The organism is Colwellia sp. Arc7-D (assembly GCF_003061515.1).
Lineage (GTDB): Bacteria > Pseudomonadota > Gammaproteobacteria > Enterobacterales > Alteromonadaceae > Cognaticolwellia.
The window spans coordinates 1156526-1171990 of the sequence record NZ_CP028924.1 but is presented as its reverse complement, the minus strand read 5'-3'; the positions used below and the strand labels follow the sequence as shown (position 1 = coordinate 1171990).

The following is a 15465-nucleotide window of genomic DNA, read 5'->3' as shown; positions in this document are numbered from 1 at the left end:
TTTCAATGCCTATTAATAGGAAGAGAATATACATGACGACTTCATGGTCAACCTTTAAAAATAAAATTAACCAATGTTTATGCCCACCAGGTAACGGGGTTTTTACCGTTAACACTGCCAAAGAGCGTAAGGAACGTTTACATAACGCCTTATTTGGCCAATCAACTAATATTGAAGCTCTATGGCAGCAAAGTGTAGAAAAGCTGCCAGAATCGTCTAATGCGGTGATCTTAGGCATAGCTTCGGATTGTGGTGGTGGTATTTTACGTGGCGCAAACTGGGGACCTTTGTTTGTTCGCTCTACTTTATTAGAGCAGTACCCTGATCTAAATGCTTACGATTTAGGTGATGTCCGTGTTATTCCACATTTATTACACGATAAATATCTTAATGAAGCCACTATTGCCAATTGTCGTAAAGCACTTTATCAAGACGAAAATAGTGTATTTCCCGTTAGTCCATTAACCATCACAGAAGATGTATTACATGACTTTTATGCTGTGTTTCCGAAAAAAGGTATTTTTGGCATTGGCGGTGATCACTCGGTAAGTTACCCATTAACGAAAGCCTATTTGCAAGCTAAAAAGAAACAAGGTATTCGTGCGGCAATTGTTCACTTTGACGCACATACTGACTTGTTAGTAGAACGTTTAGGTATCGATTTATGCTTTGGCTCGTGGTGTACTCATATATTAGATGACTTAACTGATCGCCGTGACTTAATTCAAGTTGGTATTCGTTCAAGTGGCAAACCTAAAACACATTGGGAAAGCACTTTTGGCGTTAAGCAACATTGGGCTCACGAAGTAAAAGAGCAAGGCGTTGAAGCAATTATTGCAAAAATCATCAAACAATTAAAAGATGATAAAGTCGATGAAGTTTATGTTAGTTTTGATATTGACGCGCTAGATGAAACCTATGCTTCTGCAACAGGTACTCCAGAGCCTGATGGTTTATCGCCAAACGAGTCAATGCAAATATTACGTGCGGTAGCCGCTCAATGTCCTATTACCGGCGCCGATATGATGGAGATTGCCCCATTTACCGATAGCACAGGTTTAGGTGAAGTTAGTCGTGATAGAACATTAGCAGCAGGAGCTGAAATATCGGCTTTCTTGATTGAAGAAATAAATAAGTAAACCACGGAAATAAATATAATTTGTTTTAGTTCGCATTTTTATATTTATCAGTATCATAAAAAAACCGCTATAAAGCGGTTTTTTTTGTGACTATTGATTATTGAGATTATTCAATAACAATATTAATACCGCTAAATACGGTTGTTAGGCCACCTGGGGTAGTCACTTCAATTTGAAGTGGTCCAGATGTTGGTTCAGCTTCACCTTTAACAGCAACACTGAATGCGCTACCACCATTACTGGCATCACTTGGCCATGTATAGCTTGAACCACCAAGAACAGCTCCGACTCCAGGAACAAATGTCACAGTAGTACCCGCTGGCATAGGTTGGTTGTGCAAGTCAGCAATAACTATACTTACTGTACCTGTACTCTCACCTGCAATATATAGTGAAGTGTCGTTTGAATCAAAGTTTGGATCAGAGCTAAGAATGGCATCATTGGTAGCTGTCACAGTGATAAACGGGGAACTACCTGACATTACTATAACCGCCGACCCACGCACATTGGTTGATACTTTTTCTGATTTTTTAGTTGGATCAGGTTCATCATCAGGGTTAGCACAATATTGATTTGTGGTTTCTGTTCCAGGGTTTGTTAAATCATTTAAACCACATAAAATACCATTATATACACCATCCTCAACATCGAAGGCGCCATTGACGTTAAAGTCTGCAAACTCTTCTAATTCGCCACCTAATTCACCACTAGATTCTGCGGGGTTGTATACACCATCCTCATTATGATCGACAAAAGCTTCTTTTAAGTCATAAAGTCTGTCGCCAACATCTAAACCTTGGAATAACGTGTATTCACTTTCATCAAAGCGACCATTACCATTTTTATCAGGAAAAGATTCTTCACCTATAGCTGTTGCTAAAATAGTTGCACGTCCACCATATTCTTGGCCTAAATAATTTTTGCCATTAGCAAGCGGAGGTCTAGCACAGAATACTGTTGGATCAGCATCATTAGCAACTGAACAGAAACTATTGGTTAGCCTTTGGCCAGCAGGTCTTGGGTTTTGACTACGCCAATTAACACTACAACGACCATTATCAGTTAAACATGATGATTCTATCGAGCCGCCTTCAGTAGTAAAAAATATTGCAGTATCATCAGGCACTGGATTGTTAAATGCGTCAGCCATATAGACTATAACAGGAACTTCAACACCATCTACACTCCACGCTTCTGGGTTTGCAATACTTCTAGATAAACTAAAGCTGTCTTGATCAGGTATACCTGTTGAGATGACTAATTGACTCGATTGGGTAAACACAACTGAGCCATCTAATGTCTCTGTTGAAGCTGTAACACGAACTGTAGCGCCAACACTACCAGAGTTAACAACTGTTTGTACGATGCCTTGCGCATTAGAGGTAGCAACAGTTTGGCTTAAATTAATACCACCAACACTCGTATTTAAAGCAAAGTTAACAGCTCTATTATTGTATGGGTTCCCGTCAGTATCTTTAACTTTAAAGATTACCGTTGAGCTTTCTGAACCACTAACAATACCAGCGCCAATAATACCAATATTTTCTGGTGTAGCTGATACAAACTCAATACTGCCGATATCTGCCGCTAATACACTGATTGTTGCATTGGCTGATAAGTTAATACCACCGGCATTTGCCGTTACATTGATTGGGTCATTACCGACACAACCTTGAGCTAAATAAGTACTCGTTGCCACACCATTAGAAGTGGTGATAGGGCTACTTAAAGAAGCTGTAGATTGAGCGACACAACCTGATGAAAAATTAACTTCCACAGGCTCGGTAAATAAATTACCTTGATCATCAATTATTGATACTGAAAGTACGCTTGTACCACCCGCTGAAATTTCAGCTAAACTAACCTCTGCAACACCTTCGACAAATGGTGTACCGCTGCCCATTGAAACAGTTGAAGAGCCTACAACAAATAATACTTGCCCTGTTTCTCCACTGGCAATAGAGGCAATAATTGTTCCTGCGCCTAAACTATCTCCAGCAAAAACATCCACAGTGGCCTGTCCGCTACTATTCGTTAACGCAGAAGCAATTGGTATGTCACCAACCGTTGTAGTAAAACTAACAATAACAGGAGCACTAATACCATTAATAGTTGCAATGGCTTTACCCGGTTTTGAAGAAGTTACAGTGTCGGTAGGGTCGCCGTCTAAATTAACTAAGGTGACTGTAATATTTATGTCACCCACAACATTTATATCATCACCTTGAGTGGTAAAGCCTATAGGCGTTGTAGAGCTTTCACCAGAAGAGATAGAGGCCGAAATTTCACTTGCCCCACGAACGCTTCCTGCGGTCAGCGTAATTGTAGCAACACCACTATCATTCGTTAGCGCCGTACCTGATATAGGTGAAAATGAGCCCAATCCAGTTGCAAATGTAACCGAGCGTCCTACAACTGGAGCTGTTCCCTGTATAACGGTTGCTGTAACCGTAACGGGTGCAGCACCTGTAACCGTTGTGTCTGAAATAGCTAAGGAAATTGTTATAGCGTCTGGTGTACTACCATCGCTGCCACCGGTAGTCTCTTCAAACCCACCACTACTACCACCACAACCAACTAAGGTTGCAAACAGTAAAATTAAACTAAAGCGTTGAAGTAGCGCCATAAAAAGCATCTCCCTGGTAATTATTTTTATCAACTCATTCCATCTTAACCGAATTTTTATAAAAAGGTCAGTGATTAACTGAAAAAACATAATTTATTAATATCTGATGTTATTTTTAGAGGGAAAACAACCATATTGGACAACTCAATTTATTGCGACTTATGCCAGTATGTTGACCTTATTGCTTATCAGCTACATTGAAATTTAGCACGTTAATTTCGCTGAACTATTTTTAAGCAATTAAATTACAAAGTGACCTAAAACTAGAATTATCGCCTTAAATCAATACTGGAGAGACTTTAATCATTTGATTTCTTTACCTAGCAACAACATAATAAGGAATCGCACAATAAAATTAAAATAATATGACTAAAAAAAAGCAAGCAAGTTTAACCACTAGAATTGTAACCGGTATGGTTGCAGGTATTCTCGTTGGCACTCTTTTACAATGGTTAATGCCCGACGGTTCAGATTTAGTTATTCCTTTATACCTCTTCGACTTTTCAATACGCGGCTTTTTTGTAGACGGTGTTTTTGAAGTCATCGGACAAATATTTATCGCTAGCTTACAAATGCTGGTAGTCCCCTTAGTTTTTGTATCTTTAATTTGTGGCACATGTTCACTAAAAGACACCACTAAATTGGGTAGAATTGGTGGTAAAGCCATTGGCATGTACTTATTAACAACCGCTATTGCGATCAGTTTTGCCATGAGCTTAGCCTTGCTTGTTAGCCCTGGTGAAGGGGTTAATATGGTAGCCGGTACTACCTTTGCTAGCCGTGAAGCGCCTTCGCTAGCACAAGTTCTTATTCAAATGTTCCCGAGTAATCCATTTGCTGCTTTTGCACAGGGTAATATGCTGCAAGTGATAATTTTTGCCTTATTATTTGGTATCGCTATAGCACTGTCGGGTAAAGCTGGCGATCGCATTGCTGCCATGTTCGAAGATATGAGTGTTGTTGTTATGCGTCTGGTGACTATCTTGATGAACATTGCACCTTATGGTGTATTTTGTTTACTGGCCGGTTTGTTTACCGATGTATCACTCAGTACTTTTGGTAATTTAATCGAGTATTTCTTGGTAGTTGTGTGTGCGTTATTACTACATGCTTTTATTACTTACCCGGTTTTACTCAAATTGCTTACGGGCCTAAATCCACTAATTTTCTTAAAGAAAATGCGCGACACCGCCATTTTTGCTTTTTCAACCTCAAGTAGTAATGCAACGCTGCCTATTACATTAGAAACAACCACTAAGAAAATGGGTGTTAAAAACTCTATAGCGTCATTTACAGTGCCATTAGGCGCAACAATTAATATGGATGGCACGGCTATAATGCAAGGGGTTGCAACCGTATTTATCGCGCAAGTATTTAGTCAAGACTTAACACTTTCTGATTACTTAATGGTGATATTAACGGCAACACTCGCATCAATTGGTACTGCAGGCGTACCGGGTGTTGGTTTAATTATGCTCGCCATGGTACTTGAGCAAGTAGGCTTGCCTGTTGAAGGTATTGCCTTAATTATAGGTGTAGATCGCTTACTAGATATGACACGCACCGCGGTTAATGTCACCGGAGATAGTATGGTAACGGTTATTGTTGGTAAGTCTGAAGATCAATTTGATGAAGACGTATTTAACGACCCTGATGCAGGTAAAAACATTGAAGAAATAGATTTTCATCACTTAGATAAAAGCTAACTTTAATAGTCACCTTTGATTGTTTAAAAAAAATCAATACCATCAAAAAAGGCGCTAATTAGCGCCTTTTTTATGTTACTACTTTAGCTAACTTACCATCCCTGCTTTTAAATTTGCAGTGTTAGTAAGTTATCCCTGTTATGGTTTATCCAGTAATTAGCGGTTTAAAACTCTTTACAAGATCATCAATTGCTTTCATTTGTGCTAAATAAGGTTCAAGTTTATCCAATGGTAATGCACAAGGTCCATCACATTTCGCAGTTAATGGATCTGGGTGTGACTCAATAAATAAGCCTGCAATACCAATTGCCATGCCACTACGCGCTAACTGCGCTGCCTGAGCTCGTCGTCCGTCTGCAGAATCTTCTCTACCGCCAGGTTGCTGTAAAGCATGTGTTGCGTCAAAAATAACGGGCGCGTAATTCTTCATTTCGTCCATCGCTAGCATATCAACAACTAAATTGTTGTATCCAAAACAACTACCTCGTTCACAAAGAATAATATCTTCATTACCCGACTCAGCAAATTTCTTAATAATATGACGCATTTCGTGAGCAGCCAAAAACTGAGGTTTTTTCACATTAATAATTGCGCCCGTTTTAGCCATAGCTACAACTAGGTCAGTTTGACGCGCTAAAAATGCGGGTAATTGAATAATATCAGCTACTTCTGCAACAGGTGCGGCCTGATAAGATTCGTGTACATCAGTAATAATAGGGACATTGAAGGTTGATTTTATCTCTTGAAAAATCTTTAAGCCTTCATCTAAACCTGGTCCTCTGTAAGAACTAACTGATGAACGATTAGCTTTGTCAAACGAGGCCTTAAATACGTAAGGAATGTTGAGCTTTTGAGTTACTTCAACATAATGCTCGGCAATCGTCATCGCTAAATCGCGTGATTCAAGTACATTCATGCCACCAAATAATACAAAAGGTTTATCGTTTGCGATATCAATATCGCCAAGTGAAATTAATTGCTTTGTCATAATATTTCCAAAAATATTTTATAGGTTAGTCGCTATTAGCTACCAACAATTCTTAACAATTGGCCACATAACCATGCCATATAAGTACCTAGAGCATAACCAAAAACGGCAAGTAAAACCCCAACAGGTGCAAGTGAAGGATGAAATGCCGATGCTATTACTGGCGCTGAAGCTGCACCACCAATATTAGCTTTACTACCTACGGCTAGATAAAACACGGGAGCTTTAATAAACTTACCAACAGCGAACAACAGTATTACATGTACAGCCATCCAAATTAATCCGATGACCATATATTTAGGCGCTTCAACAATTTGCGTAATATCCATGTGCAAACCGATAGTGGCTACGAGAACATAGAGGAAACTACTGCCTATCTTCGAAGCTCCTACCGCTTCTAGCCTTCTGACTTTGGTAAATGAAAGCGTTAAGCCGATGCTTGTTACTAAAACAATAATCCAAAATAATTTACTGTGTAAACTAAATTTCTTTAGTTCAGGGTAGTTATTTTGAAAAAATGGTACTAAATAATCTGCCGCTAAATGTGCTAATCCGGCTGCGCCAAAACCCACAGCAAGTATAAGCATATAATCTTTTAGCTCAGGTTGTTTTGAATTCTGTCGCGTCTCAGCTTCAACTTTTTCAATCAAACGGTCAATACTCGAGGTATCTGCCCCATTTTTTGCATCGATACGTTTATGATTAGCCGCCATATATAGTAAAACGGCCATCCAAATATTCGCGACAACAATATCGACAGTAACCATGATGGTAAATATATTACCATCAGCGCCATAAATTTCTTTCATGGCAAGCATATTTGCGCCACCACCAATCCAGCTACCCGCTAATGCCGCCATGCCACGCCATACTGCATCAGGTCCTGTTACACCAATTAACTCAGGCCATACTGCCGAAACGATCAATAAAGCTAATGGCCCACCGATAATAACCCCAACAGTACCCGTTAAAAACATTATGACGGCTTTACTACCTAAACCTGCAATCGCTTTAATATCTATACTAAGCGTTAACAAGACTAAACAAGCTGGTAATAAAAAATACTTTGCGACTTCATCAACTTGGCTAACGTCGGCACTAACAATACCAAAAGTATTTAATAACGAGGGTAATAAGTAGCACATTAATAATGCTGGTACATATTTATAAAATGAACGACAAGCAGCATTACTGCTATTTGAAGTATAAAAAACAAAGCCTAATATTAGCGCTAAAATTCCGAGTACGGTGGCATCGTTTGTGATCAATGGCGCGTTTGCCAAGACTGTTTCTTGCATTACTTATCCTTTTAATTTACTGAATTTACTTTGTTATTATTTTTATATTTTATTGCTAACAGGTAAATTTTATTAGTGCAGTATCGTATCTGAAATTGAAATTTTATCTAGTTGCAGCTTTAATAATTGTGCAGCTGGATCTTTTGGGCACTGCTCAACAAAGTATTGATAGTCATCATAAGCCACTTTAAAACAATCAAGTTGGTGCAATAAAAAGCCACGGTCACGACGTTCAAAAGGGTCATTTGGATTCAGATCTAACAACATATCAACACATTTTAATGCCTTATCGTATGATTGTTCACGGATAAATGCGGCTTTAAGGCTGGAAATATGTTCTAACACCAAACTTTCTTGTTTCATTATATCTAACGTTACTTCAAATGGGTCGCCTGAAATTTCATTCATGCGAACATCGAGTTCATACCAATTTAAAGACTCACCAGTGACAGGGTCAAATATAATGGCATAATTATCATCACATATAATTCTCAACATGGCTTGCTCTGGAACAAAAACAATGTCGGCTTTACAGTCACAGCTATTGGCTACATAAGCGATAAGCACGGCTTTTAAAATAGGTGAAATTAGCTTATGCGTTAACGCCAACGACGTTTGATATGAAATGACAGGCCAATTTTGTTGCTGATTATCAATAAAGAGTTGATCAACAAACAAAGCATTAATTAATACTTCAGCCCGCTCAACAGGGTCTTTCACTTCATCAGTTTCAGCTTGGCAATAGGCTACTAGCTCATCCAATTCAGATTGAACCGTAGCTTTTTGACCAAAAATATACTCTTCTACTAACAGAAAAGTTTGTAATAATTCATTTTTCTCAGATTTAATTTCTGATAACAACAATTCGTTCATGCATTCTCTATTAATATTTAATGCTTAATTTAACGGCTATAAGCCAGCTAAAAATACGGTTTCCTTACTGATGGCGATGCGTACAATGAGCATTACCCAACCTATTGCGCCTAAAAACCCAATAATTTGCATAGTACGATTACGCGCCAACTTTAAGGTGTAGTAACCGGTAAAAATATAAGCAAATACGGCAAATATTTTTTCGGCTAACCATAATTGTTCCGCTGGGTTTATTGACAGTTTAATCGCTAAAGCAATACCAAGACCCAGCAGTAAGGTATCGATAATATGTGGGGCAATTTTCAGCCATTTCAATGATAGTTTGTTTGAATTTGCTAAGGTTAATGCAAATCGAAAAGTGAACAGTAAAATACTGATCACGGCAATAGTCATATGTAAATGTTTAAGCATAATGAACTCCATTTAGTTTATTGTTATTTTTTATTTTATACTGAGTAACAAGCGAAAGTAATGCGATCGTTGTTACTATAATCTTTTACTGTTTCAATTTCACAGTAAGCTAAGTCAGCTAATATTTTTTTTACCGCAAGACTTTGTTCAAAGCCGTGTTCAATATATAAAAAACCACCCGGTTTTAAATACTTCCTAGCATTGAACGCTATAATTTTGATGTCTGCTAAGCCATTATCTGCGGCAACTAAAGCTGTTTTTGGCTCATATCTAACATCCCCTTCATTTAGGTGATGATCACACGCGTCAATATATGGAGGGTTACTCACGATAATATCAAAACATTTATCAGAAGAAACGTTATTAAACCAATCACTTTGATAAATTTTAACGTGAGCCAAATCTAAATTTTTAGCATTGCGCTGAGCAAGTGCTACTGCATCGTGGCTAAAGTCTATTGCCTCAACTTTCCACTGAGGTTTTTCTGATGCTATCGCTAATGCAATTGCCCCAGTGCCAGTTCCTAAATCCAAACAATAAAGGTTTTCGTCTACATGTTTAGTCAATACCGATTCAACCAATACTTCGGTATCAGGACGAGGAATTAAGGTGGCTGGTGACACTTGCAATGGCAAAGACCAAAACTCGCGTAAGTTAACAATATAGGCGATAGGCTCGCCCGCAACTCTGCGCAGCATTAACTCAATAAAGTGTTTGGCTTGTATTTGAGATAATTTATATTCTGGCCAAGTTAATAAATAGCTACGTTCTTTACCAATAACAAAACAAATTAATATCTCAGTATCTAGCTTTGCACTATCAGACTGTGGCGACAAAAGTTGCTCACCGCGAGCAATTAATTTAACAAAGGTCATCGAAGATACAAGTTCAACCGATAACCCATGCGTTACTTCAGGTTCAATCACTAATGCTGCTCAGAAAGCTCTGCCAACAGATCAGCTTGGCTTTCTTGCATAATTGGCTCAAGTATCAAGTGTAAATTACCTTCCATAATTTCGTTTAAACGATAAAGTGTAAGGTTGATACGGTGATCACTCATACGCCCTTGTGGAAAGTTATAAGTACGAATTCGCTCAGAGCGATCGCCACTTGCCACTAAGTTACGACGAGAAGACTCTTCAGCACTGCGACGTTTTTCATCTTCTGCTTGTTGCAGACGTGCTTGAAGCACTGACATAGCTTGCGCACGGTTTTTATGCTGTGAGCGTTGGTCTTGACATTCAACCACAACGCCACTTGGAATATGGGTAATACGAATAGCTGAATCAGTTTTGTTAACGTGTTGTCCACCCGCTCCTGAAGCGCGGAAAGTATCAACTTTCAAATCTGCTTTATTGATTTCAATCGCTTGCGACTCTGGAATTTCAGGCATAACAACCACAGTACACGCCGAAGTATGTACACGACCTTGTGATTCTGTTTCAGGTACACGTTGCACACGATGACCGCCTGATTCATATTTCATTTGGCCATATACGCCAACACCGTTAACTTTAACGACAATTTCTTTAAAGCCGCCTTGCTCACTTATGTTGGAGTTCATTAATTCGATTTTCCAACCTTGCTTTTCAGCGTAGCGGCTGTACATACGGAATAAGTCACCTGCGAAAATAGCGGCTTCATCACCACCTGCGCCAGCGCGAATTTCAACAAAGCAATTATTATCATCTTTAGGGTCACGAGGTAATAACAAAACTTGCAGTTCGCCAGTCATTTCTTCTACTGCTTTCTTAGCCGCTTTAAACTCTTCTTGCGCCATTTCACGCATGTCAGGGTCTTCATCTTTAAGCATTTCTTCCGCTGCAGCAAAATCATTTTCAGCGTCTTGGTAGGCATGAAAGGCAGTAGTAACTACTTCTAATTGCGAGAATTCTTTCGATAAAGCTTGGAACTTTTCTTGATTGGAAATAGTTTCAGGATCAGACAATAACGCTTGTACTTCTTCAAAGCGTTCGACAAGTATCTCAAGTTTTTGGTAAACAGATTTATTCATTAAATGATCTTATATAGTCAATAATTGATGAATTACCCGCGCATTATATTCGACTAAGACGATAATTAGCAGTAATTTATACAAAATGGGGAAATAAATACCCAATAGCGTGTTAGAGAAAGTTTACTTTAGTTATAAGCTAATTAGCGAAATACCAAGCATGAAAAGTAAATAGTGGTAAATGCCTAAGCGTGAGAAGTGATTAACTACACATTTAATGGCAATCAAATGGAGTATGTGCGAATACTAGCCTTGTCGCTATTCTTTATGGCTAATATCAAATATATCACGCAAATATACCAGTCTATCTAACTGACCACCCTGGGCAGCAGATTGAATAGCGCTAGTAGGTGCATGCATAAATTTGTTGGTTAACTTAGTGGCAAGTTCGGCAATAACAGCTTCTGGATTTTTATCTGCAGCTAATTGTTGCATCGCTTTTTCAAGCAGTTGATCGCGATTTTCTAAACACTGTTTACGATAAGAAATCACCGTATCTTGCGTATTTAACCCACGTAACCAAGACATAAAGCTAGAAGACTGATCAGATACGATACCTTCAGCTAACACCGCTTCTTTGCGACGATTATCTAAATTTTTAGAAATAATATTTTGTAAATCATCAACCGTGTATAGAAACACATCTTCAAGATCAGATACTTGCTCTTCTATATCACGAGGTACGGCTAAATCGACCATAAACATCGGTCGGTGCTTTCTTTTGGTTAAAGCTTTTTCAACCATACCTTTACCTATAATTGGCAAAGTACTGGCTGTTGAGCTGATAACGATATCTGCACTAGCCATCATTTCAGGGATCTGTGCAAGCGTTATCACATCTGCACCGAATTTATTCGCCATATTTTCAGCACGACTAAGTGTGCGGTTAGCCACGGTTATATGACCAACGTTGTTTTCATATAAATGCTTAGCAACGAGTTCAATGGTTTCGCCAGCTCCCACCAACAACACTCTGGTTTTGTCTAGACTGGCAAAAATATGCTTTGCTAAATTAACCGCAGCAAATGCTACCGACACCGCACTAGCACCTATTTCAGTGTCTGTTCTAACTTGTTTAGCAACCCCAAAAGTACGTTGAAACAATCTATCCATGACTAATGCCATTGAACCTGCGGCTTTAGCTTGTTTATAGGCTTGTTTCATTTGCCCTAATATTTGTGGCTCTCCAAGTACCAGTGAATCTAAACCACAAGCAACACGCATCATATGATTAACGGCATGTTGATCTGTATGCCAATATAAGCTGGGTGAAATGGTAGAAGCAGGAACATTATGATGCTGCTCTAACCAACGAACCAACCGCTCTTGAGTTAACGCAACGTCACCATCTTGTACTATATATAACTCAGTACGATTACAGGTAGATAAAATCGCAGCCTCTTTGCAGTCTACTGTATGTATCAGTTCCTGCAAGGCTGAGCTCAAGTTGTCAGGGTTAAATGATATTTTTTCCCTAACGGCAACCGGAGCGGTTTTATGATTGATACCTACTGCAACTATCGACATATGAATATATTGAGTCCAAAAAGGGTTAATGACCGAAAGAAACAAGGTGAGTGGTCAATATTCTTGCAGTTGATTATACGCTTAAACTGCCTAAATTGTGATTAAATATAAGCTTGTATAAGCTATTTAATATTATTATCCACGAGATTTTGAAAAAAACCTATGATCTATGATAAAAAATCGCGATAATTTTACGTAAAACTAGCTTAAATTGAAAGCATGTACGTTATATGTTTTCGTTATTTGTTATTGTTACTACGCTTAGCGTTAAATTAATGCCGTTCAATAACCACAGGAATACTATGTATTGTAAACAGTTCATTATACTATTTTTTATCAGTATATTAAGTGCTTGTAGTAGCATTAACGATGTACCCGTTGAAGGTAATCAAGTAAACCAGAATATTGAAACGCGTAATAAACAAGTAGCTGCACTCAATGAATGGACTATTACCGGAAAAATAGCCTTTATTAATAGCCAACAGCGTCAAAGTGCAACTTTATATTGGCAAAAAAATGAAACTGAAAAAACTGAATCATTAAATTTATCAACATTATTCGGCATAAAAGTATTAGAACTTGAACAACGCCAAGATAACTTTACCTTAGAAGTGGACGGTAATGTCTATGACACGCAAAATTTAGACGCTTTAATTTATTCTCTTACAGGCTTGAACTTACCGACTCGTGCGATGAATCATTGGCTAAAAGGATTAGCTTTTTTACCCACTGACAAAATAGTTTACCACGCGAAAACTCAACTCCCTCAAAGCTTAATAAGTCGTTATAACAATAAAGTTTGGCAAGTAAAATACAGTAATTATTATCATATTGAACAGTTTCAATTAGCAAAGCAATTGACGATCACCCAAGGTGATTTGCGCATTAAAATTGTTATACACTCATGGAAAACTTAGCGAGATAGTTTTGAATAAACAGTTATTTACAGCGTTTCCTTCACCAGCAAAGCTTAATTTATTTCTCCATATTGTTGGGAGAATGGATAATGGCTATCATCAACTAGAAACCGTTTTTCAGTTTTTAGATTATCACGACACAATAGCATTTAAGGTCACCAAAAATAGCACTATAACGTTACTAACGCCTATTCCTGGCGTCGACAATAACGACAACTTAATCATTAAAGCCGCAAGTTTATTGCAAAACTATACAAATTTTCAGCAAGGCGCAGAGATTAAGCTAGACAAAAAATTGCCGATGGGCGGTGGTTTAGGTGGTGGTTCATCCAATGCAGCAACCGTTTTACTTGCTCTTAATTTATTATGGAAAACTAATCTCAGCATTGAGCAACTTGCTGAACTTGGGCTAACGCTGGGTGCAGATGTGCCTATTTTTATTCATGGTTTTGCTGCTTTCGCACAAGGTATTGGTGAGCAACTAACACCTGCCTCGCCAAAAACTTATTGGTATTTAGTCTCAAAGCCAAACTGTAGTATTTCTACACAAAGTGTTTTTACCGCGAAAGATTTAACTCGAGATACGCCATCTATACGTTACAGCGACGAAAACATCGAAAATTATCATAATGATTGTCAATCTTGGGTAATTAAACACTACCCCGAGGTTGCCAAACTACTGGCTTGGTTGATAGAATATGCACCGTCCCAAATGACAGGAACTGGTGCGTGTATCTTTTCACGTTTTAGCTCTAAAAAAGAAGCGTGCTACGTACAATATTTACTACCTACAGGTATAGAATCATTCGTAGCCGAAGGACTAAATCAATCGCCCTTACATGCTGCAATTGCAGCGGTAAACGACAATTAAGTTCGGATAAATTAAAATAAATGCCATTAAAACTGGCAGAAATAAAATAATTTGCTGATATTTAACATACCGTTTTATTCAGTATCGTAATTTAAATGTCAAAAGTTTCTGAGGAACTGACAGTGCCTGACATGAAGATTTTTGCGGGTAACGCCACCCCTGAACTGGCCAAACAAATTGCTAATCGCTTATATATTACCTTAGGCGAAGCCAAGATTGGTAGCTTTAGTGATGGTGAAATTAGTGTTGAAATAACTGAAAACGTGCGCGGTGCGGATGTTTTTATTATTCAATCAACATGTGCCCCTACCAACGATAACTTAATGGAACTAATCGTAATGATTGATGCGCTTCGTCGTGCATCAGCAGGACGTATTACTGCCGTTATGCCTTATTTTGGTTATGCTCGTCAAGACCGTCGTGTTCGAAGTGCTCGTGTACCGATCACGGCAAAAGTTGTGGCTGATTTCTTATCAAGTGTAGGTGTTGACCGTGTATTAACGGTTGATTTACACGCAGAGCAAATCCAAGGCTTTTTTGATGTACCAGTAGATAACGTTTTTGGTACGCCAATTTTGCTAGAAGATATGTTAGCGCGTAACATCGAAAACCCTGTGGTAGTTTCTCCTGATATTGGTGGTGTTGTACGTGCTCGTGCAGTAGCTAAGCTATTAGATGATGCAGACCTTGCAATCATAGACAAACGTCGTCCTAAAGCTAATGTTGCGCAAGTTATGCATATTATTGGTGATGTTAAGGGCCGTGATTGTTTCATCGTTGATGATATGATTGATACTGGTGGAACACTTGCAAAAGCCGCTGAAGCACTAAAAGAACATGGTGCTAAACGTGTATTTGCATATGCGACTCACCCGGTACTTTCTGGTAATGCTGCTGAAAACTTAAGAAATTCAGTGATTGATGAAGTTGTAGTAACAGACTCAATTCCATTGTCAGATGAAATCAAAGCGCTTGGCAATGTTCGTCAACTTACCTTAAGCGGTATGTTGTCAGAAGCTATTCGTCGAGTTTGTAATGAAGAGTCGATCTCTGCAATGTTTGATGCTTAGTCATTAAACTAAAAAACACCTTTTA

The 15465-nt window shown here is 38.5% G+C and carries 13 protein-coding genes; 5 read left to right on the top strand and 8 right to left on the bottom strand.

What is annotated here, in order from left to right; genetic code table 11:
• The first annotated feature begins 32 nt into the window (after positions 1 to 32).
• Complete coding sequence (locus tag DBO93_RS05145) at positions 33 to 1139, top strand: arginase family protein (RefSeq protein ID WP_108455361.1); 1107 nt, start codon at positions 33 to 35, stop codon at positions 1137 to 1139.
• Positions 1140 to 1245: 106 nt separating this feature from the next.
• Here DBO93_RS05145 and DBO93_RS05140 read toward each other — a convergent pair whose 3' ends face one another.
• Positions 1246 to 3765, bottom strand: a complete 2520-nt coding sequence (locus tag DBO93_RS05140; protein WP_108455360.1) for a hypothetical protein — start codon at positions 3763 to 3765, stop codon at positions 1246 to 1248.
• Between the two features lie 365 nt (positions 3766 to 4130).
• Here DBO93_RS05140 and DBO93_RS05135 point away from each other — a divergent pair, with 365 nt between their 5' ends.
• Entirely contained in the window at positions 4131 to 5471 is a 1341-nt protein-coding gene (locus DBO93_RS05135; protein ID WP_108455359.1) for a dicarboxylate/amino acid:cation symporter, read from the top strand.
• A gap of 145 nt (positions 5472 to 5616) precedes the next feature.
• On the opposite strand, the gene kdsA is transcribed toward DBO93_RS05135, so the two are convergent.
• The 7 genes from kdsA to hemA all read right to left on the bottom strand — a co-directional run bounded on the left by kdsA (position 5617) and on the right by hemA (position 12582).
• Complete coding sequence (gene kdsA / locus DBO93_RS05130) at positions 5617 to 6459, bottom strand: 3-deoxy-8-phosphooctulonate synthase (protein WP_108455358.1); 843 nt, start codon at positions 6457 to 6459, stop codon at positions 5617 to 5619.
• A gap of 35 nt (positions 6460 to 6494) precedes the next feature.
• On the bottom strand, positions 6495 to 7757 hold the full coding sequence (locus DBO93_RS05125) for a DUF819 family protein (RefSeq protein ID WP_108455357.1): 1263 nt from the start codon (positions 7755 to 7757) through the stop codon (positions 6495 to 6497).
• Positions 7758 to 7829: 72 nt separating this feature from the next.
• A complete protein-coding gene (locus tag DBO93_RS05120) occupies positions 7830 to 8630 on the bottom strand; it encodes a tetratricopeptide repeat protein (RefSeq protein WP_108455356.1) in 801 nt (266 codons plus the stop codon).
• A gap of 36 nt (positions 8631 to 8666) precedes the next feature.
• Positions 8667 to 9041 (bottom strand): SirB2 family protein, encoded by a 375-nt coding sequence (locus DBO93_RS05115; RefSeq protein ID WP_108455355.1) that lies wholly within the window; start codon positions 9039 to 9041, stop codon positions 8667 to 8669.
• A 35-nt stretch (positions 9042 to 9076) separates the two neighbouring features.
• Positions 9077 to 9916: a peptide chain release factor N(5)-glutamine methyltransferase gene (gene prmC / locus DBO93_RS05110; protein ID WP_108457757.1), complete on the bottom strand. Its 840-nt coding sequence runs from the start codon at positions 9914 to 9916 to the stop codon at positions 9077 to 9079.
• A 50-nt stretch (positions 9917 to 9966) separates the two neighbouring features.
• Complete coding sequence (prfA, locus tag DBO93_RS05105; protein ID WP_108455354.1) at positions 9967 to 11055, bottom strand: peptide chain release factor 1; 1089 nt, start codon at positions 11053 to 11055, stop codon at positions 9967 to 9969.
• A 258-nt stretch (positions 11056 to 11313) separates the two neighbouring features.
• Positions 11314 to 12582 (bottom strand): glutamyl-tRNA reductase, encoded by a 1269-nt coding sequence (gene hemA, locus DBO93_RS05100; protein WP_108455353.1) that lies wholly within the window; start codon positions 12580 to 12582, stop codon positions 11314 to 11316.
• Between the two features lie 230 nt (positions 12583 to 12812).
• Between hemA and lolB the strand changes: the two genes are divergently transcribed.
• From lolB to DBO93_RS05085, 3 genes are all read left to right on the top strand, one after another.
• Complete coding sequence (gene lolB / locus DBO93_RS05095) at positions 12813 to 13499, top strand: lipoprotein insertase outer membrane protein LolB (protein WP_108455352.1); 687 nt, start codon at positions 12813 to 12815, stop codon at positions 13497 to 13499.
• Positions 13500 to 13509: 10 nt separating this feature from the next.
• A complete protein-coding gene (gene ispE / locus DBO93_RS05090; protein ID WP_108455351.1) occupies positions 13510 to 14370 on the top strand; it encodes a 4-(cytidine 5'-diphospho)-2-C-methyl-D-erythritol kinase in 861 nt (286 codons plus the stop codon).
• Positions 14371 to 14492: 122 nt separating this feature from the next.
• Positions 14493 to 15440: a ribose-phosphate pyrophosphokinase gene (locus DBO93_RS05085; protein ID WP_108455350.1), complete on the top strand. Its 948-nt coding sequence runs from the start codon at positions 14493 to 14495 to the stop codon at positions 15438 to 15440.
• The last annotated feature ends 25 nt before the right edge of the window (positions 15441 to 15465 follow it).